Origin of the sequence: Thalassotalea sp. ND16A, assembly GCF_000764205.1 — a bacterium.
Lineage (GTDB): Bacteria > Pseudomonadota > Gammaproteobacteria > Enterobacterales > Alteromonadaceae > Thalassotalea_A.
Genome location: NZ_JQDZ01000039.1, coordinates 33,507 through 52,219, shown reverse-complemented (window position 1 = coordinate 52,219; position 18,713 = coordinate 33,507). Strand labels below are relative to the sequence as shown.

Sequence of the window (18,713 nt, the reverse complement as noted above, 5' to 3'; positions counted from 1 at the left end):
TAAGAAGAGGCTTTTGCATCCCGAGAAGCTAAAAGCTTTTGACGTCTTAGCCTCTTCTTCTCACTCTAGCTTAGCCCTTAAGTAATAATTTATTTAGGGGCTTCTTCTTTTATATGACGTGGTGTAAATAAACGAATACTGTGAGTGCTTTTATATTCTTAGAAAGCATGCACCGTCATTCCAAACTTGATTTGGAACCCCCATATTTGACAGCGAGCACAACTTAAACCCCCGCTCTTCGTGTTTCGTTTCTCGTTTCTCGTTTCTCTTTTATAGTTTCTCGTTTCTGATTATTACGGCAAATGCTCACTGGCCAAATAGTCATGCGACTGCATTTCTTGTAAGCGTGATAGACAGCGTTTAAATTCAAAATTTAAGCCGCCATCACTGTATAAACTTTCCATCGCCACGTCTGCCGAAATGATCAGTTTTACCCCACGTTCATAAAATTCATCAACCATTGCAATAAAGCGCCTTGCACTGTCGTCGCTATCACGTCCCATTTGCTTAACATTAGCAAGTAACACGGTATGATAAACTCTGCTTAGCTCCATATAGTCACTCTGACTGCGAGCCGTTTCACAAAGCTGATGAAAATCAAAATGTACTAAGCCATCAGATTCAGCAATGCTCGCTAATAATCGATTATTGATTTCTATATCTTTGCCCCGCACACCTTCTTCAACGGATAACTGTTTAAAATATAACGCTAAATTTTCATTTGCTTGCTGATCAATAGGGAAATGATAAATCTCCGCTTGTTCTAAAGTTCTCAAACGGTAATCAATACCACTATCGACATTCACCACATCACAGTTTTCATTAATGAGTTTTATAGCCGGTAAAAAACGTGCTCGCTGTAACCCATTGCGATAGAGCTCATCGGGAATAATATTTGATGTTGCGACTAACGTCACATTATGGCTAAAAAGCTCCTCAAACAGGGTACCAAGTAACATTGCATCGGTGATATCAGAGACGAAAAACTCATCAAAACAGATAATGCGGGTTTCTGCGGCGAATTTTTTAGCAATAATTTTAAGTGGGTCGGCTTGCCCGGTTAAGTCTTTTAGTTCTTCATGCACTCGATGCATAAAGCGGTGAAAATGCACTCGCATTTTGTTTTCAAAAGGCAAGCAATCATAAAAGGTATCAACTAAGTAAGTTTTGCCACGACCAACACCTCCCCAAAAGTAAATGCCGCGCACTGGCTTCGGCTTATTTTTAGCGTAAGTTTTCACCCAGCCTTTTAATACTTTTTTAAAGCCGGTTACCGCAATAGGCTTAGTTTGCAAATCATCATATAGACGTTGCAATTGTTTGACCGCATTTTCCTGAGCAGCATCAAAAGCAAAGCCCTCTTGGGTTAAATCCTGTTGATATTTTTGTAATGGTGTTAACTTGATCATCGCATTTACTAATTAATTGTCTTATATCATTGAAAAATTACAATTATTGCTCACCTTTGTGGTGTGCAATTGTAAAATTAGCGCTATTATAAAAGAATAAAACTATGTTTGGCATCTTTATCTTATTTCGATCAACATATAATAAGATTGCTGATGCCGGTTGTTATAATAAATCAACATAGTAATAAATTTCCCTCATTCATAATATTCATAAGGTAACTACTATGGAATTTCTTTATCTTTTCATCGGTGCTGTAATTGGAACCATAGGCGGATTTTTTATCAGCAATAAAATGTCGGCTTCAGAACAAGATTATAAGCGCCTTGAACAAGAGGCCTCTGCAAATAAAACCAGTCTCAAGAATTATCAGCAAGAAGTCGCTACTCATCTTGCCAGCTCAGCGCAATTACTTAACCAAATGAATGAAACCTGTGCAACGGCAATGGCACAAATGGAAAAGAGCACGATACTGTTACATAAGGCGACTAATGAAACGAAAGCAATGCCTTTTTTCTCCGAAGAGATAGAAGCTCAAATGCGTACCAGTCCTGACAAGTTGAAAGCAGCTCAGCCGCGCAAAAAAGAGCAAATCACTGAAGCTCCCAGAGATTACTCTGCAGATCCAAGCGGTTTATTTAATGACGAGAAACAAGTTGTTACAAATAGCCCAAGTTAAATCGGTATTTAATTAGGAACTTTCTGCATACTCTTGACTCTTTAATATCTAGTACCACATAAAAACATGATTCACCGTTATCTTGCGCTGAATCATAGTTTTAAAATGCTATTAACCCTAATCAGAATTACCTATCATTTAATAGTTGTAATATTTGGAGTCTCGATAGAATGATTAAAAGTTCAAAATTAACTGCCACAAAATTATCCGCTACCGCGTTAATTATCGGCTCGTTAAGCCTTTTCCCGCTATATTCTAATGCCGCTATCCCCCTGCAAGTTGATGGTAAGGAATTACCTTCACTAGCGCCCATGCTTGAGTCTGCTACTCCTGCTGTGGTAAGCATTTCTGTTGCCGGCACCCATGAAGTAAAACAGCAAGTGCCAGACGCCTTTAAATTTTTCTTCGGTCAACGTCGTGGCCAGCAAGCACAGGAAAGACCATTTCGTGGTTTGGGCTCAGGCGTAATTATTGATGCCGAGGAAGGTTTTATCGTCACCAACAATCATGTTATCGATGAGGCTGATGAGATTCTAATTAACCTCAAAGACGGCAGACAATTCGAAGCGAAAAAGATCGGTACCGATGCTCAAAGTGACATTGCCTTGTTACAAATTAAGGCTGAAGATTTAACCGCAATCAAAATCGCGGATTCCGATTCATTACGCGTTGGTGATTTTGCCGTTGCTATTGGCAGCCCATTCGGCTTAGGACAAACGGTGACTTCCGGCATAGTCAGTGCCCTTGGTCGTAGTGGCTTAAACATAGAACAACTGGAAGATTTTATTCAAACTGATGCCGCAATTAACAGTGGTAACTCTGGCGGCGCTTTGGTGAATTTACGCGGCGAACTGATTGGCATCAATACCGCCATTTTAGGCCCAAGCGGTGGCAATGTCGGCATTGGCTTTGCCATCCCGTCGTCTATGATGCGAAATTTAGTGAATCAAATTATCGAATATGGCGAAGTTCGTCGTGGCGTGTTGGGTATTACCGGCAATTCAATTAATGCCGAGCTCGCCAAAGCGATGGACTTAGACATTAATCAGGGTGGTTTCGTCAGTCAGGTGGCCCCAGACTCTGCCGCCGAAGAAGCCGGAATAAAAGCTGGTGATATTATTATTGAGGTAAACGATCGTAAGGTAAGATCGTTTAATGAATTACGCGGCAAAATAGGTTCTATTGGTGCAGGCAAAACGGTTGAACTTACGTTACTTCGAGATGGCGATGAAAAAACCGTAGAAGTCACATTAAAAGCCGCACCTGATGCCAACATCGCAGCCGTTAACTTACACCCAATGTTAAAAGGAGCTAAATTAAGCTCCAATGCGCAAGGTCCTGGGGTAATGGTAAATGATGTTGACGCCAACTCCCCAGCTGCTGCAGTAGGCTTGCAAAAAGGTGATGTAATTGCTGGAGTTAACCGCTCTAGAATTAATAATTTAGCCGCCTTGCGTGGTGCCCTTGAACAAATTCAGGGTGTGGTCGCGTTAAATGTAATGCGCGGTAATACCGAGTTATATCTGATGATGCGCTAGACTGTATTTTTATAATTTACATGTAACTAAGGGGAATGTTGATTCCCCTTAATATTTTCTACATCACTGTTTTTGACTTCGCCTGTTAAGCCTTTGTTAACCGTTAAAAAAGTGCTACTCTTTATAACAGTTACCCATTGCTCTACTTAACTCACAAAGTCATTCATTTTGAAATTAATTTCTGCTCTTACTTACATTCTTCGCGCTACCAGTTACGGCTTGTTAACTGCGGTGGTGCTACTCATTTTAGTGCCTGACTTACGCGAAGGTAATAATTTATCTTTGAATATATTTAAACCCAAAGAAGATAAGGTTAAACCCTTTTCGTTTTCAACTGCCGTGGCGCGTGCGGCTCCCGCGGTGGTTAATATATATTCGGAAACGATAGAAACCGACAGGCGCTATCAAAACCGGGCTATTCAACGGGTAAAATTAGGCTCCGGGGTGATCATGGATGCTCGTGGTTACATTCTTACCAATTATCATGTGGTGATGAACGCCGATTTAATCACGGTAGTGCTGCAAAACAGTACCGAATTAAGTGCTGAGTTGATAGGTAGCGATGAGTTAACCGATTTGGCGGTACTGAAAGTTCATGCCAACAATTTACCTGTGATACCCGTAGATGGCAACCTGTCACCTTTAGTGGGAGATGTTGTACTTGCTATCGGCAACCCACTTAACCTTGGTCAAACCATAACCCAGGGGATCATCAGTGCAACCGGTCGTAGTGGCTTGGGTAATACCAGTTACCGGCAATTCTTACAAATGGATGCCGCCATTAATGATGGTAATTCCGGTGGCGCTTTGGTCAACAGTAATGGCGACCTAGTTGGCATAACTACCGCAAAATTTAACCGTATTGATCCCCAAATGAACATTCAAGGGATATTTTTTGCCGTGCCTTATGAACTTGCCGCGAAGGTAATGGTTGAATTGATCAGTAATGGTCGTGTGGTTCGTGGTTGGCTTGGGGTAAGTTCGCAACAATATAATCCGCAACTTAAGGGTTTTGTTATTGGTGATATTACCAAAGGCAGTCCAGCCGATGTTGCTGGTTTAATGAAGAATGATGTGGTTTATAAAATCAACGATAATAAAATATCCAGCATCAACAGCGCCCTCGATATCGTTGCCGAAACCGATCCTGGAGAAATACTGAATTTTGCCATCTACCGGCAGAATCAACCAATGACAATACCGGTGAAGATTGTTGAGTATAAATAGGAGCAGCTACGGCGGCCAAAAGCTCACTGTCAAATATGGGGGTTCCGTTTTTCAACGGAATGACGGCATACTTTATAAATATGGCGTAATAATAACGCCGTCATCCCGTGCTTGCCACGGGACCTCCTAAATTCAAAACGTGCATAGAAACAATGGCTGCTCGTTTCTCGTTGCTAAGCAGCAACATAAAAAAAAGATTGCAACTTGCAATCTTTTATTATGTTCTGTTTACAGCAACAATTTACTGCTCTACTCTAAAACGCTTTATATCCGCGCCCAATGCTTGCAGTTTATCTTCAATATGCTGATAGCCCCGGTCGATATGATAAATACGATCGACTATGGTCTCACCACTCGCCACCAATCCGGCAATGACCAAACTTGCCGAAGCGCGTAAATCGGTCGCCATCACCTGAGCCGAAGTTAATTGCTCGACCCCTACTGAAATTGCGGTGTTACCTTCAAGCTTGATATTTGCCCCCATACGCTGTAATTCTGGCACATGCATAAAGCGGTTTTCAAATATCGTTTCTACCGTAGTTGCTGTTCCCTCAGCAATGGTATTTAGGGTTACAAACTGAGCCTGCATATCCGTTGGAAATGCCGGGTGTGGGGCAGTACGAATATCGACAGCTTTCGGCTTCTCGGTCATTTCCAGTTCTATCCAGTCATCACCGATAGTGAGCTTAGCACCCGACTCTTGCAATTTGCTGATCACCGCATCCAACGCACTTGGATCGGTATTGATGCAACGTATTTTGCCGCCCGTTACTGCAGCAGCAACCAAAAAAGTTCCCGTTTCAATTCGGTCCGGCATTACCGAGTAATCGGCACCGGTTAAACGCTCAACCCCCACAATCGTTAACATATCGCTGCCAACACCAGAAACATTACCACCCATGGCATTGATAAAGTTAGCCAGGTCAACAATTTCAGGTTCACGGGCAGCATTCTCAATGATAGTCGTACCCTCAGCAAGAGCCGCAGCCATCATTAGATTGGCGGTTCCGGTAACGCTGACCGTATCCATAAAGATGGTTGCACCTTGCAGTCGGCCCTGATTTTTAGCAATGATATAGCCGTTTTCCACCACGATATCTGCCCCCATCAATTTCAAGCCTTGAATATGGAGATTCACCGGTCGTGCGCCAATGGCACAGCCCCCCGGCAAAGATACCTCAGCATGACCAAAACGCGCTAACAGTGGCCCAAGCACCAAAATAGACGCACGCATGGTTTTCACCAAATCATAGGGTGCTAAACAATTATCGATGTTGCTGGCATCTATCTTAACGGCATTATCCGCCGACCAGTCGACATCGGCACCAAGTTCGGTGAGCAGCTTTAATGTGGTTTCAATGTCATTCAGCCTAGGTACATTGCTTATTTGCAAAGGCGTTTCAGCTAAAATGGTGGCGAAAAGAATGGGGAGTGCTGCATTTTTTGCACCACTGATGGTAACGTTACCGTGTAACTCGTTACCACTATTTATACGAAAGGCTTCCACAGGATTACTCGATTATTTTTTAAGATGGCATATTGAACATTTTTTCACGCTGCCACTGGGCATTGGTGAAAGTTTTGATGGTTACCGCATGAATCTGCCCTTGATTAATGGCATCGGCCAGAGGCGCATATACGGTTTGTTGTTTCTTCACTCGACTCATGTCGTCAAACATATCGGCAACGGCGATTACTTTGCATTGTGAACCATCAAAGGTAACGTGTAATTCATCCAAAGTTAGCTGTTGGTTAAGAAGATTCTCAATATCAGTTACATCCACAATATTGCTCCATTGTTAAGTTTTTTGGGTTGGCCAAACAAGTTTAGCCAGAGATAGGTAGCAGCTCATTAACACCACTTAGTTTGGCGAGTTTAACCAATTCTATAGGTGCTTGTGAATAGCTTAGTTGAATTTGTTTTTTCTCGGCAAACTCTAGCAGCGCCAATAGCCAGGCAAGGCCCGCGGTATCAATTTTGACAATGCCAGACAAATCAATGTCTTGATTTTTTGCTTTGATCAATTTGGAGAAATTTTTCTCCTGTTTACCGGCAATACTCTGCCGGGTTAATTGCCCTGAAATCGTTGTTTTTTCAGCGACTGAAGTTTGAATAGTAAAGTGAGTTGGCAAAACTATTCACCTGTCTCTTGTGCTTTAAGTTTTGCTTCTACGTCTGTATCTTGCTTAAACACAATTTTTCGGTCACTTTTTTCTTTCAGCATTTTAGTCACTTCGGCCACGCCATTTTGTGCCAAAATACTGCGCAATTCTTTTTGTTTGGCATCGAGTAAGCTAATGCCTTCAGCAACTAAATCAAACGCTTGCCATTCATTGGTTTTACTGTTTTTACGTACTTTAAATTTAATGTTAATCGGTGGTCGATTGTCATCAATGATATCCACCCCCACCATAATAATTTTTTTCTTGCCAATGGTTTTCGCTGGCTCAAATTCAACTCGTTGTTGCTCATATAAGGTAAAAACTTGCGCGTAGGAAGTGATTAAATACTCTTTAAAGGCGATAATAAACGCTTTAATATCGTCTTTAGAAGCACCTTTACGATAGTTACCAAGTACCTTTAACGCAGCATATTGATAGAAAATATGCGGCATCAACTCTTCGCGCACAATATCTTTAAGCAGCTCTGGATTGGCTTTGATTTGCTGATGTTCACGGGCAAATCTATCAAAAGTAACTTTTGACACCTCTTCAATCATCACATAAGGGTTGGTTTTATCCACTTCAACCGCGAAAGCTGTGTTGACTGTGCTAGACAATGCCAATAAAATTAGCGAAAACGTAACAAATAATTTCTTCATCATGTAAACCTTGCTGATATTCCCTTTGCCGAATTTAATCTTCAGAATCCTGGCTAAATAAAAACTGTCCGATTAACTCTTCTAACACTAAAGCCGGTTTAGTGTCTTCAATAAAATCACCTGGCTGTAGCACACCAATGCCTAGCTCTTCATCTAAAAAGCCCGGATCTAAACCCAGATATTGCTCACCCAATAAACCTGCGGTTAATATCGAAACCGATGTTGCTTCGGAAAAATTATCATAGTTACTATAAATATCTAAGGTAACTATTGGCATATAGTCTTCCTGGTCAAGTTTGATATGCTCAACCCGGCCAACCACAACACCGCCCACTTTAATTGGCGAGCGAACTTTTAGACCGCCAATATTATCAAATTTTGCATATAACTGATACGTTTTGCCATTGCCGGCGATACCGGCATTCGCCACTTTCAAGGCAAGCATCAAAATGGCCGCAATACCAATTGCAACGAAGAGGCCAACCATTAATTCAATTTTTTTCGACACCATGTCAAACCACCACTTTTTCTATTTTCATCGATATTATATCGATAGCTTAATTTGTAAACATTAATGCGGTTAAGATAAAATCTAAACCCAGTACTATTAATGAAGATTGTACCACTGTTGCTGTCGTTGCCCGACTAATTCCTTCTGAAGTGGGGACACAGTCATAACCTTTGTAAATTGCAATCCAGGTAATGACGAAGGCAAAAACGACAGATTTGATTACCCCGTTTAACACATCATCACTCCAATCGACTTCCGCTTGCATCACCGACCAATAAGTCCCTGAATCTACGCCCAACCAGTCAACGCCAACCAGGTGCCCCCCTAAGATGCCAACGGCTGAAAATATTGCAGTTAATAATGGCATACTGATAAAGCCAGCCCAAAAGCGAGGGGCAATGACTCGCCTTAAGGGATCCACCGCCATCATTTCCAGAGAGCTTAACTGCTCTGTGGCTTTCATTAAGCCAATTTCAGCGGTTAACGCCGAGCCGGCACGGCCAGCAAAAAGCAATGCCGTGACCACCGGCCCTAACTCTCGGATTATCGATAATGCGACCATAGGGCCTAAACTTGCCTCCGCACCGTACCCCACAAGTATAGTGTACCCCTGCAGGGCAATAACCATACCAATAAAGCCACCCGAAACAATGATAATCAACAGCGATAATACACCCACCGAAAACAGCTGATTCATCAATAACGGCCAACCTTTTTTCGGGTTTGGCACCTGCAGTATTGCTGACAACAACATCATCATCGCCCGGCCAAGGCCGGAAATAGTACTGATTGTGTTATGGCCTAAGCTTTGTATTCTTTCCAACATTAAGAGTTTTCTCCTAACAGTTGGCTCTTGTACGACTGAGCCGGGTAATGAAATGGCACCGGGCCATCGGCTTCACCTTGAATAAATTGCTGTACCAACTCAGATTTCATCTGACGGATTTGCTCAGGCGTACCCTGACCAATAATTTTTTGTTCGGCGACAATATAAATGTAATCGGCAATACTCATTACCTCGGGGACATCATGAGAGACGACTACTGAGGTTAGGCCTAACGCATCACTTAAATCGCGAATAAGCCGTACCACAACACCCATGGATATAGGATCTTGCCCGGCAAAGGGCTCATCATAGAGAATAAGTTCCGGATCAAGCGCAATTGCCCGTGCAAGAGCGGCTCTGCGTGCCATCCCGCCCGATAATTCACTCGGTTTTAAATGCATAGCGCCACGTAACCCCACCGCTTCGAGTTTCATCATTACCATTTTTTCAATGAGATTTTCCGGCAAACGACTATGCTCACGCATTGGAAATGCCACATTTTCAAATACTGACATATCGGTGAACAAGGCCCCCGACTGAAACAGCATGCTCATTTTTTTGCGCAATGCATATAATTTTGACCGTGAAAGGCGTGGAATATCTTGCCCGGCAAATAGTATTTGCCCGCTATCAGGCTTCAATTGGCCGCCAATAAGCCTCAGCAACGTAGTTTTGCCGATACCACTTGGGCCCATAATTGCGGTGACTTTTCCTTTGGGGATATTTAAGCTTATATCATCATAGATACAGCGCTCTTCCCTGTAAAAGCTTAAATTTTTAATCTCTACCAGATTTTCAGACATATAACGTATTGAGAATTCGTATCATTATCGATCAGATTCTACCTTAGCTCATTGATAACTGCATTATAATTTAGTAAGCAATTGTTAATAACTTATATTTTTCAACAAAACGTTCTATTTTATAGAATGTTTTGCTGAACCTTCGCAACTTTAACTAACAGGTTAATTTTGTTAATAATTTATGCTTAAGTGTTTATTTTGTTTCTCTGACCAGTCATTTAATGAAAAGGTTCCTGAAACTGGAAAACTATTCATTTTCGAAGGCAGCAATTAAACAATTCTAAAAACATCGTTTTAATAAATAAACCAAGTAATCGGCTTACCATGTGAGGGTGCGCACATTGTACTATTCGAACAGCAGACAATTTGTATAAAAATGTAACTTTCATTGAAAAATTAACACCTCAATTGCATAATCTCATTTATTTTGGCGCATAAATCGAAAAATATTGGCCTAATTGTTAAAATTATCGATCAAAGCAAGCTTTAGCGCTTTTCATTTGCTGAATTAACGGCGACAATTTGGCGCTATCATTCAAGGCCCAAAATTAATGCAAATGTAAATTCTAATTTGTCTTCCGAATGAGGGTCTGTTGATCTTTGCGGTACAAATTTTGTTCAAACAGGCGAACTTTGAACAAGGCTTGGCGATTGAAGTTTGGTTGTTCCAAATAATTGAGCCATAACGCGGTGTAAAGTTCGCCTGTTTGAACCCGAAGGGCAGCGTTTAGGAATCATTTTTGCTGCGTTTCTGCTTTTTTTATGTGGCTCACCACACGACAAAAAACGATGCCTTGCTAAAATGATTCCTAAACGCTGCAAAAATGCACAGCAAAGATCAACAGACCCTAGCGTCTTGATAACCATTGGAAATATTAAATGCTGCTCGAAATAATAATACTGTTAACCTCATTGGTTGTTCTTGTTTACAGTGCCGATAAATTTGTCTTTGGCGCGGCGGCCATTGCTCGTAATTTTGGCATTGCCCCGATGATCATCGGTTTAACCATAGTCGCCATGGGCTCATCGGCTCCGGAAATGGTTGTTGCTGCATCAGCAGCTCTGCAAGGGGCGCCAGATACGGCCATTGGTAATGCGATTGGCTCAAACATTACCAATATCGCTTTGGTCCTTGGTCTTACCGCCATTTTTAAACCCCTTATTGTTTCATCATTAACACTCAAACGCGAAGTACCGCTATTGTTACTGATCACGTTTATTGCCAGCTACATGCTTTTTGATCTAAATTTCACCTTAACTGAAGGGGCGATTTTAATGACGGGCTTTTTTGTGTTTATTATTACTTTGCTTGTTATCACCCTGAGGCAAACCAAGAATAAAAAAGCGGACGATCCGTTATTAGTCGAAGCGGAACTGGAATTACCAAAAAACGTTGCATCGGCTACCGCCATTTTCTGGCTAGTATTCGGCATTGTATTGCTGCCATTAAGCGCAAATTACCTGGTTGGTTCCGCAACCGTGATCGCCAAGGCGTTCGGCATTAGTGATCTGGTTATTGGTTTAACCATTATTGCCATTGGTACCAGTTTGCCGGAACTTGCCGCCAGTATTATGAGCTTGATTAAAAAAGAAGATGATTTGGCCCTGGGTAATATTATCGGCTCAAATATTTTTAATATTTTAGCGGTATTAGCCCTTCCGGCGTTAATTGCACCAGGGGCCGTTGATGCTGAAGTTGCATCCAGAGACATTCCTTACATGTTGGGAATAACATTTTTGCTGTTTCTGTTATGTTTTAGTTTGAGTGGTCAGTTTAGGATCACCCGTTTAAAAGGTGCCGTATTGTTTATTGGCTTTATTGCCTATCAATATCTAATCTTTAGTCAGCTTGCTTAAAAGAGAGAATATCAATGCCTCACGCTAGTGAATTTAAGAAACTTGCCGCACAAGTGATCGATATAGAACAGCAAGCCGTTGCAAATCTGCATAATCATATTGACGATGAATTCGCTAAGGCCTGCCAATTGATGTTTGCCTGTAATGGCAGAGTGATTGTCATTGGTATGGGGAAGTCTGGTCATATTGGCGGTAAAATAGCGGCCACATTGGCAAGTACTGGCACCCCGGCTTTCTTCGTTCATCCCGGCGAAGCCAGCCATGGTGATTTAGGTATGGTCACCAAAGAGGATGTGGTATTAACCATTTCTTACTCAGGTGAAACTGGTGAAGTATTAGCGATATTGCCAGTAATTAAACGCATTGGCGCGAAACTCATTGCCATGTCGGGCAATACCAAATCGACGATGGCGAAGTTGGCTGATGTGCATATTTGTGTTGATGTGCCGTTAGAGGCTTGTCCGTTAGGGCTAGCGCCAACCTCAAGTACCACCGCAACCCTGGTCATGGGGGATGCATTAGCCGTTGCCTTGTTAAATGCCAAAGGTTTCACCGCCGACGATTTTGCTCTGTCCCACCCAGGAGGCAGTTTAGGTAAGCGTTTATTATTGCGTTTATCAGATATCATGCACTCTGGTGAGCGTTTACCGCAAATTAAAGAAACCGCATTAATCAAAGAGGCACTGGTAGAGATGTCCAGTAAAGGTCTGGGCATGACCGCAGTGGTAAACTCTTCAGGTATCCTTACCGGTCTATTTACCGATGGTGATTTAAGACGTATCCTTGATGAAGAGATTAATATCCATCAAGATAGCATTAGCAGTGTGATGACTAAAAAACCTGTGGTGGCATCGGCCGATATGCTGGCTGCAGAAGCATTAAAAGCGATGGAAGATAAGAGCATAAATGGCCTAATCATAGTGGATGACAATCAGCAGCCCATTGGCGCGATGAACATGCATGATATTTTAAAAGCGGGAGTACTATAAATTGCCTAATAGTCCGAAAATGATGACCAACACCTTGTATGGCCAGGTTGAGCTGCCAATCGTTGCTAAGGCCAAACAGATTAAATTATTGGTTTGTGATGTCGACGGCGTTTTCTCTGATGGCCGTATTTATCTTGGTAACGACGGTGAGGAGTTAAAGGCTTTTAACACCAAAGATGGGTTTGGCATTAAAGCATTAGGCCAAAACGGTGTCGCAGTCGCGGTGATCACCGGCCGCAAATCAAACATAGTTGAAAAGCGTATGGCGGCTCTTGGGGTTAAGTTTATTGTGCAGGGTGAAGAAGATAAATTGCCGGCTTTACAGACCATTGCAGAAAAGTTGGAACTAAGCCGTAGTGAAATTGCCTACATAGGTGATGACGTACCCGATTTACCTTGCATTGAGTACGTCGGTTTAGGGGTTGCGGTCAATGATGCCCATCCACTAGTGAAGCGAGGAGCCGATTATATCACCTTCACTAATGGTGGTTATGGCGCCGTGCGAGAGCTGTGTGATTTAATTATGCAAAGCCAAAATACCTTACATCTGGCTACAGGCAGCAGTGTATGAGTCGACTGCATATTGTTTCAACGATTGTTTTTCTAATGGCATTGTCGGTATATGGGTATATCCAGTGGCAAAAATCGAATGAAACTGCAGTCAGTGTTATTGATTCTGAGGATCTACCCGATTTTATTGCAAAATCATTAAATACCAATAAATATGACAGTGAGGGCAACCTTACGCACACTATTTATGCGGAGCAAATGGCGCACTATAGTGCTAATAATGAAACCTTTTTTCAACAGCCACAATATACTATTTACCCTAAAGATGGCTCTGCCGCCTGGAACCTTTCGGCAAATAGCGGGAATTTAACTAAAGATAATATCTTACTGCTGCGTGATAGAGTAAGATTGATTTCTCAAGACAAGCACAGTTTTATCTCTGAGATACATGCGAAAGCAATAACAGTAAATTTAAATGACAATATCATTACATCAGAGCAAACCATCTTACTTAAAGGCCAAGATTTTACTATGTACGGCTCGGGTTTGCATGTTGATATCAATACAACCAAAATGACATTAAGTGAACATGTACAGACAATTTTTAAGAAACATGCCTCATAAACTGATACTGGGCATTGCATTATCCTTTCCTCTGAGTTCAGTAATGGCGGCTCAGGTCGATTTTGAGCAAGAAATAGTAATTATTGCTAAGAAACAATCGAGTGACTTAAAAAACAAGGTCGCCAGTTATATCGAAGATGTCAAAATTACCCAGGGGACACTGTCGATTGAAGCCGATGTGGTGCAAGTGAGCAACCAGGCCAATGGTGTTCACAAGGTTTATCTGGCCACAGGAAAACCGGCACGCTTTAGTCAAATTCTTGATGATGGCCAGAAAATAGAATTGCAAGCCAACGAAATAAGTTACTCACCAGCAACGCAAATCATTACCATCAAAGGTAATGCTTCGGTGAGTCAAGAAGGCAGTATGGTAAAGGGTGATATTATTACCTATAACATAGCGACAGAACAGCTCAGCGCCGAAAGTAACAGCGCGGTTACTACCATTTTGAAACCTGAACCCAAAAATAAGCTGGATGACATTGCCGAGAAACCTGATACTTTGCAAGAGAACAACGAAACCGAGCAAGAAAAAGAACAACAATTATGACGGCTACGTTAAAAGCACAGCACCTGGCAAAAAGCTATTCCGGTCGTAAGGTGGTAAAAGATGTCAGTTTAACGGTAAATTCAGGTCAGATTGTTGGGCTTTTAGGGCCAAATGGCGCCGGTAAAACCACATCGTTTTATATGATTGTCGGCTTAGTACCCAGTGATCAAGGCACAGTAACGTTAAATGAACAAGATTTAACTCTGCAACCCATGCATGAACGGGCACGTCAGGGCATAGGTTATTTACCACAAGAAGCGTCAATTTTTCGTAAGCTTAGTGTGCACGACAACATTATGGCGATTTTGCAAATCAGAAAAGATTTAGACGAACAGCAAAGACAAGAAAAACTGGACAGCCTGGTGGAAGAGTTTAACATTGGCCATATTGTGGACAACACCGGACAAAGCTTATCTGGTGGGGAAAGGCGCCGTGTTGAAATAGCAAGAGCTCTGGCTGCTGATCCAAAGTTCATCTTATTAGATGAACCGTTTGCCGGGGTTGACCCTATCTCGGTTGGTGACATAAAAAAAATCATCATCCATTTAAAAGATCGGGGCATAGGGGTGTTAATCACAGATCATAACGTTCGCGAAACCCTTGATGTATGCGAACACGCCTATATAGTAAGTCATGGTGAATTGATCGCCGAAGGCAATGCTGAACAGGTACTTAGTAACCAACATGTAAGAGATGTATACTTAGGTGAAAAATTCACGCTATAGTTAAAGTAATAAGATTAACGTATAAAGTTTTCCATTTATAAATAATTAATTTTCCATTTTGTAAAGTTAGGATTGTTTCGATAACATGAGACCTAGTCTTCAGCTCCGGATGGGGCAACATTTAACCATGACTCCACAGTTGCAACAGGCGATTAAGCTGCTGCAACTTTCGACTTTAGATTTGCAACAAGAAATTCAAGAAGCATTAGATAGTAATCCATTATTAGAGGTTGATGAAAACCAGGCAAGTAGTGAAGCTAATGATGAAAATATCGATAACCACTTAAATAATGAACAAGTTGCCACACCAGCCTTAGATGGTAGCGAAGACTCTGCTCCGACGAAAGATGAAATTAGCACCTCGGAAGCGCTCAGCCAAAACGAAATCCCTGATGAACTTTCGGTTGACACAACCTGGGAAGAAAGTTTTAGCGCCGGGACTTCAAATACCGGTCTCGGCAGTGTCAGTAATGATGATTATGTATATCAGGGAGAAACTTCCGAATCGATACAAGACCATCTTACCTGGCAGATGGAGTTAACGCCGTTTTCCGATACCGATAGAACCATAGCTACCGCCATTATCGATGCCATTGATAACAGTGGCTATCTGACCGTAAGCTGTGAAGACATTTTAGCCAGCTTAGGCGATGATGAAATTGAGCTTGACGAGGTGGAGGCGGTGTTAAAACGCATCCATATGTTTGATCCAATAGGTGCCGGGGCAAAATCCATTGCCGATTGTCTTCTTATTCAACTGGCTCAGTTTGACCAAGCTACGCCTTATATTGAAGAAGCCAAATTGGTGATTAGTGAGCATATCGACTTGCTCGGCAATCGCGACTTTCGCCAGATAATGCGTAAAACCAGGCTTAAAGAACCACAGCTAAAAGAAGTCATGCAACTGATCCACTCGTTAACACCAAGGCCCGGAGACGCTATCGTTCAAAAAGATGAACAATATGTTATTCCCGATGTCAGTGTATTCAAAAGAAATGGTCGTTGGGTGGTTGAACTTAATCCGGATACTGCGCCGAAAATTGGCATCAATAATCAATACGCCGCCATGGCGAAAACCTCAAAATCGACGGAAGACAGTCAATTTATCCGTTCGCATTTGCAAGAAGCGAAGTGGTTTATTAAATCGCTGGAAAGCCGTAATGACACCTTATTAAAAGTTTCACATTGTATTGTTCAGCAACAACATGGCTTTTTTGAACATGGTCCTGAAGCCATGCGACCTATGGTATTAAATGACATTGCTGAAGCCGTGGAAATGCACGAATCCACCATTTCAAGAGTAACCACACAAAAGTTTATGCATACCCCGAGAGGAATTTTTGAGCTAAAATATTTCTTCTCCAGCCATGTCAGTACTGAAAATGGCGGTGAATGCTCATCGACAGCAATTCGTGCGTTAATCAAGAAGCTAATTGATGCTGAAATTGTAGCGAAACCACTAAGTGATAGCAAAATAACACAATTATTAGCAGATCAAGGGATTAAAGTGGCAAGACGGACTATCGCCAAATACCGGGAGTCTTTAGGAATACCACCATCTAACCAAAGAAAGAGCTTACTTTAAACTAATAAAATACGAGGATATTATTTATGCAAATTAATCTATCTGGACATCATGTTGAAGTTACTAATTCGATGCGTGCTTTTGTAAGTCAAAAATTTGAAAAATTAGAACGCCATTTCGATCACATAAATAATGTTTACGTAGTATTAAAAGTAGAAAAATTACAGCAAGTTGCGGAAGCAACACTGAATGTTAATAGTGGAGAAATTTTCGCCTCGGCGAATGATGCTGACATGTACGCCGCTATTGATGGATTGATAGACAAACTTGACCGCCAGGTGTTAAAACATAAGGCGAAACTTAATAATCGTTAACTTATGAAATTAGAATCACTTTTAAGCCTGGACTGCACCAAGTGTTCCGTGCCTGGCAACAGCAAAAAAAATATACTTGAACAAATAAGTCATCTCGCAGCCCAAAAGATTGCAAGCAGCACCCCCAAAGAGCTACTTAACAGTTTGATCAATAGAGAAAAATTAAGTAGTACAGGCATTGGTAATGGTATTGCTATCCCGCATGGCAGAATCGATAATTGCGAAAAACCGGTTGCGGTTTTTATCACCACAGATAAATCAGTCGCCTTTGATGCCATTGATGATAAAGCCGTTGATATATTCTTTGCCCTATTCGTTCCTGAAGATCATTGCCAGCAGCATTTAGAAACCTTAGCCAGTGTCGCACGTTTCTTTAGTGATAAAGACAACAGTAAAAAAGCAAGACGCTGTCGCAGTTCTGAACAGCTATACCAGCTAGTATTAGATATTAAATAATAAGGTAGTAAATGAAATTAATCATTGTGAGTGGCCGCTCGGGCTCAGGCAAGACGGTTGCTTTACGGGTTTTAGAAGATCTCGGTTATTATTGTGTCGATAATATTCCGGTCAACTTATTACCAGCATTAACCCACACCGTCATTAATGACTACGAAAACGTGGCGGTGTCACTCGATGTACGTAACTTACCTGATAACCCGGAAGATGTTAGTGAAATCATCGATTACCTGCCCAATTCAGTAGAATTAAACATCTTGTACCTGGATGCTGATAATGGTGAACTGATCCGCCGTTATAGTGAAACCAGACGTCTACATCCATTGATCCGTAAAAATATGGCGCTTGATCAAGCGATTGACCTTGAGAAGAAATTACTCGATCCAATCGCCAGCCGAGCCAACTTATACATAAATACTACGCAACTCACTCCGCACCAATTAGCCGATTTAGTACGCGAGCGAGTACTCGGCTCTAAGACCGGAAATTTAGTGTTGGTATTTGAGTCCTTTGGTTTTAAATATGGCGTGCCCTCAGATGCTGATTATGTCTTTGATGCCAGGTTTTTACCCAATCCATTTTGGGAGCAAGGTCTAAAAAAATATAATGGTTTAGACCAGCCGGTGCAGGAATTTTTAGCCAGCCAGCCAATTGTGACAAAGTTTATCTGGCAGATAAATTCATTTATGATGACCTGGTTACCCCATTTGGAAAGAAACAATCGTAGCTACCTGACGGTTGCCATCGGCTGTACCGGCGGCCAACATCGCAGTGTGTATATTGCTGAAACCCTGGCGCAGCAATTTAAGAAAGAAGATAAAGAAATACAAATTCGCCATCGCGAACTTAATGAGTAGCCTGACCTCGGGATAAGCAGCACTCATTATCCTGAGTTCAGATTAAACGATTTTAACCAAGACATTCAACGAACATGACAACAATCATTGAGCAAACTGTGCTGATCGAAAACAAGTTAGGTTTACATGCCCGTGCAGCCACTAAACTTGCAAAACTCAGCCAAAATTATCAAGCTCGACTTACCCTGACACTTGAGGATAAGTCCGCCGATGCTGGCTCTATTATGGGCTTAATGCTGTTAACCGGCAGCCAGGGAAAACAGGTCCATATAAAAGCCGAAGGCGTGCAGGCGGAACAGGCATTGTATGCCGTATGTCAGCTATTCTCTGACAAATTTGACGAGTCGGAATAAGCCAAACAAAACAGCTCTGTTACTAAACAGTGCTCTGAGCCCTTGATATTTTTATTAAAAAAGCTGAAAAATCACCATAG

The 18,713-nt window shown here is 41.8% G+C and carries 22 protein-coding genes; 14 read left to right on the top strand and 8 right to left on the bottom strand.

Features of this window, described 5'->3' with window-relative positions:
• Positions 1-293 precede the first annotated feature (293 nt).
• Positions 294-1,409: a cell division protein ZapE gene (gene zapE / locus ND16A_RS12380; RefSeq protein ID WP_033076978.1), complete on the bottom strand. Its 1,116-nt coding sequence runs from the start codon at positions 1,407-1,409 to the stop codon at positions 294-296.
• Positions 1,410-1,633: 224 nt separating this feature from the next.
• Here zapE and ND16A_RS12385 point away from each other — a divergent pair, with 224 nt between their 5' ends.
• The 3 genes from ND16A_RS12385 to ND16A_RS12395 all read left to right on the top strand — a co-directional run bounded on the left by ND16A_RS12385 (position 1,634) and on the right by ND16A_RS12395 (position 4,851).
• Entirely contained in the window at positions 1,634-2,086 is a 453-nt protein-coding gene (locus ND16A_RS12385; protein WP_033076977.1) for a YhcB family protein, read from the top strand.
• Between the two features lie 170 nt (positions 2,087-2,256).
• Entirely contained in the window at positions 2,257-3,624 is a 1,368-nt protein-coding gene (locus ND16A_RS12390; protein ID WP_033076976.1) for a Do family serine endopeptidase, read from the top strand.
• A 168-nt stretch (positions 3,625-3,792) separates the two neighbouring features.
• Positions 3,793-4,851, top strand: coding sequence for a trypsin-like peptidase domain-containing protein (locus tag ND16A_RS12395; RefSeq protein ID WP_033076975.1), 1,059 nt, complete (start codon positions 3,793-3,795; stop codon positions 4,849-4,851).
• Between the two features lie 241 nt (positions 4,852-5,092).
• On the opposite strand, the gene murA is transcribed toward ND16A_RS12395, so the two are convergent.
• The 7 genes from murA to mlaF are packed head-to-tail and all read right to left on the bottom strand — an operon-like array spanning position 5,093 to position 9,813.
• Positions 5,093-6,358: a UDP-N-acetylglucosamine 1-carboxyvinyltransferase gene (gene murA / locus ND16A_RS12400; protein ID WP_033076974.1), complete on the bottom strand. Its 1,266-nt coding sequence runs from the start codon at positions 6,356-6,358 to the stop codon at positions 5,093-5,095.
• Between the two features lie 19 nt (positions 6,359-6,377).
• Positions 6,378-6,635, bottom strand: coding sequence for a BolA family protein (locus ND16A_RS12405; RefSeq protein ID WP_033076973.1), 258 nt, complete (start codon positions 6,633-6,635; stop codon positions 6,378-6,380).
• 43 nt (positions 6,636-6,678) lie between these two features.
• Positions 6,679-6,984, bottom strand: a complete 306-nt coding sequence (locus ND16A_RS12410; RefSeq protein ID WP_160173493.1) for an STAS domain-containing protein — start codon at positions 6,982-6,984, stop codon at positions 6,679-6,681.
• Between the two features lie 2 nt (positions 6,985-6,986).
• The gene (gene mlaC, locus ND16A_RS12415; RefSeq protein WP_081945510.1) at positions 6,987-7,676 is read right to left on the bottom strand and encodes a phospholipid-binding protein MlaC; all 690 of its coding nucleotides are present in this window, start codon (positions 7,674-7,676) and stop codon (positions 6,987-6,989) included.
• Between the two features lie 31 nt (positions 7,677-7,707).
• Complete coding sequence (mlaD, locus tag ND16A_RS12420; RefSeq protein ID WP_033076971.1) at positions 7,708-8,184, bottom strand: outer membrane lipid asymmetry maintenance protein MlaD; 477 nt, start codon at positions 8,182-8,184, stop codon at positions 7,708-7,710.
• 46 nt (positions 8,185-8,230) lie between these two features.
• Entirely contained in the window at positions 8,231-9,010 is a 780-nt protein-coding gene (gene mlaE, locus ND16A_RS12425) for a lipid asymmetry maintenance ABC transporter permease subunit MlaE (RefSeq protein ID WP_033076970.1), read from the bottom strand.
• On the bottom strand, positions 9,010-9,813 hold the full coding sequence (gene mlaF, locus ND16A_RS12430; RefSeq protein ID WP_033076969.1) for a phospholipid ABC transporter ATP-binding protein MlaF: 804 nt from the start codon (positions 9,811-9,813) through the stop codon (positions 9,010-9,012). The genes mlaE and mlaF overlap by 1 nt, the downstream gene beginning before the upstream one ends.
• 879 nt (positions 9,814-10,692) lie before the next feature.
• Between mlaF and ND16A_RS12435 the strand changes: the two genes are divergently transcribed.
• The 11 genes from ND16A_RS12435 (at position 10,693) to ND16A_RS12480 (ending at position 18,633) form a co-directional block, all read left to right on the top strand.
• Positions 10,693-11,670 carry a calcium/sodium antiporter gene (locus tag ND16A_RS12435; RefSeq protein ID WP_033076968.1) on the top strand — a complete coding sequence of 326 codons (978 nt, stop codon included), beginning with the start codon at positions 10,693-10,695 and terminating at the stop codon, positions 11,668-11,670.
• A 14-nt stretch (positions 11,671-11,684) separates the two neighbouring features.
• On the top strand, positions 11,685-12,659 hold the full coding sequence (locus ND16A_RS12440; RefSeq protein ID WP_033076967.1) for a KpsF/GutQ family sugar-phosphate isomerase: 975 nt from the start codon (positions 11,685-11,687) through the stop codon (positions 12,657-12,659).
• A 22-nt stretch (positions 12,660-12,681) separates the two neighbouring features.
• Entirely contained in the window at positions 12,682-13,230 is a 549-nt protein-coding gene (kdsC, locus tag ND16A_RS12445) for a 3-deoxy-manno-octulosonate-8-phosphatase KdsC (RefSeq protein WP_033076966.1), read from the top strand.
• A complete protein-coding gene (gene lptC, locus ND16A_RS12450) occupies positions 13,227-13,793 on the top strand; it encodes an LPS export ABC transporter periplasmic protein LptC (RefSeq protein ID WP_033076965.1) in 567 nt (188 codons plus the stop codon). Before kdsC ends, lptC begins: the two co-directional genes overlap by 4 nt.
• Positions 13,783-14,343: a lipopolysaccharide transport periplasmic protein LptA gene (gene lptA, locus ND16A_RS0118995; protein ID WP_052072972.1), complete on the top strand. Its 561-nt coding sequence runs from the start codon at positions 13,783-13,785 to the stop codon at positions 14,341-14,343. The genes lptC and lptA overlap by 11 nt, the downstream gene beginning before the upstream one ends.
• Positions 14,340-15,068 carry an LPS export ABC transporter ATP-binding protein gene (gene lptB, locus ND16A_RS12455; protein WP_033076964.1) on the top strand — a complete coding sequence of 243 codons (729 nt, stop codon included), beginning with the start codon at positions 14,340-14,342 and terminating at the stop codon, positions 15,066-15,068. Before lptA ends, lptB begins: the two co-directional genes overlap by 4 nt.
• Positions 15,069-15,153: 85 nt before the next feature.
• Entirely contained in the window at positions 15,154-16,653 is a 1,500-nt protein-coding gene (locus ND16A_RS12460; RefSeq protein WP_033076963.1) for an RNA polymerase factor sigma-54, read from the top strand.
• A 26-nt stretch (positions 16,654-16,679) separates the two neighbouring features.
• Positions 16,680-16,967, top strand: coding sequence for a ribosome hibernation promoting factor (gene hpf / locus ND16A_RS12465; protein WP_033076962.1), 288 nt, complete (start codon positions 16,680-16,682; stop codon positions 16,965-16,967).
• Positions 16,968-16,970: 3 nt separating this feature from the next.
• On the top strand, positions 16,971-17,423 hold the full coding sequence (ptsN, locus tag ND16A_RS12470) for a PTS IIA-like nitrogen regulatory protein PtsN (RefSeq protein WP_033076961.1): 453 nt from the start codon (positions 16,971-16,973) through the stop codon (positions 17,421-17,423).
• Positions 17,424-17,434: 11 nt separating this feature from the next.
• Entirely contained in the window at positions 17,435-18,280 is an 846-nt protein-coding gene (rapZ, locus tag ND16A_RS12475; protein ID WP_033076960.1) for an RNase adapter RapZ, read from the top strand.
• Between the two features lie 74 nt (positions 18,281-18,354).
• A complete protein-coding gene (locus ND16A_RS12480; protein WP_033076959.1) occupies positions 18,355-18,633 on the top strand; it encodes an HPr family phosphocarrier protein in 279 nt (92 codons plus the stop codon).
• Positions 18,634-18,713 lie beyond the last annotated feature (80 nt).

Bases quoted from the DNA above. Each gene is read 5' to 3' on its own strand.
- zapE (WP_033076978.1), bottom strand. From the start codon at position 1,409: ATGATCAAGTTAACACCATTACAAAAATATCAACAGGATTTAACCCAA.
- ND16A_RS12385 (WP_033076977.1), top strand. From the start codon at position 1,634: ATGGAATTTCTTTATCTTTTCATCGGTGCTGTAATTGGAACCATAGGC.
- ND16A_RS12390 (WP_033076976.1), top strand. From the start codon at position 2,257: ATGATTAAAAGTTCAAAATTAACTGCCACAAAATTATCCGCTACCGCG.
- mlaC (WP_081945510.1), bottom strand. From the start codon at position 7,676: ATGATGAAGAAATTATTTGTTACGTTTTCGCTAATTTTATTGGCATTG.
- mlaD (WP_033076971.1), bottom strand. From the start codon at position 8,184: ATGGTGTCGAAAAAAATTGAATTAATGGTTGGCCTCTTCGTTGCAATT.
- mlaE (WP_033076970.1), bottom strand. From the start codon at position 9,010: ATGTTGGAAAGAATACAAAGCTTAGGCCATAACACAATCAGTACTATT.
- mlaF (WP_033076969.1), bottom strand. From the start codon at position 9,813: ATGTCTGAAAATCTGGTAGAGATTAAAAATTTAAGCTTTTACAGGGAA.
- ND16A_RS12435 (WP_033076968.1), top strand. From the start codon at position 10,693: ATGCTGCTCGAAATAATAATACTGTTAACCTCATTGGTTGTTCTTGTT.
- ND16A_RS12440 (WP_033076967.1), top strand. From the start codon at position 11,685: ATGCCTCACGCTAGTGAATTTAAGAAACTTGCCGCACAAGTGATCGAT.
- kdsC (WP_033076966.1), top strand. From the start codon at position 12,682: ATGACCAACACCTTGTATGGCCAGGTTGAGCTGCCAATCGTTGCTAAG.
- lptC (WP_033076965.1), top strand. From the start codon at position 13,227: ATGAGTCGACTGCATATTGTTTCAACGATTGTTTTTCTAATGGCATTG.
- lptA (WP_052072972.1), top strand. From the start codon at position 13,783: ATGCCTCATAAACTGATACTGGGCATTGCATTATCCTTTCCTCTGAGT.
- lptB (WP_033076964.1), top strand. From the start codon at position 14,340: ATGACGGCTACGTTAAAAGCACAGCACCTGGCAAAAAGCTATTCCGGT.
- ND16A_RS12460 (WP_033076963.1), top strand. From the start codon at position 15,154: ATGAGACCTAGTCTTCAGCTCCGGATGGGGCAACATTTAACCATGACT.
- hpf (WP_033076962.1), top strand. From the start codon at position 16,680: ATGCAAATTAATCTATCTGGACATCATGTTGAAGTTACTAATTCGATG.
- ptsN (WP_033076961.1), top strand. From the start codon at position 16,971: ATGAAATTAGAATCACTTTTAAGCCTGGACTGCACCAAGTGTTCCGTG.
- rapZ (WP_033076960.1), top strand. From the start codon at position 17,435: ATGAAATTAATCATTGTGAGTGGCCGCTCGGGCTCAGGCAAGACGGTT.
- ND16A_RS12480 (WP_033076959.1), top strand. From the start codon at position 18,355: ATGACAACAATCATTGAGCAAACTGTGCTGATCGAAAACAAGTTAGGT.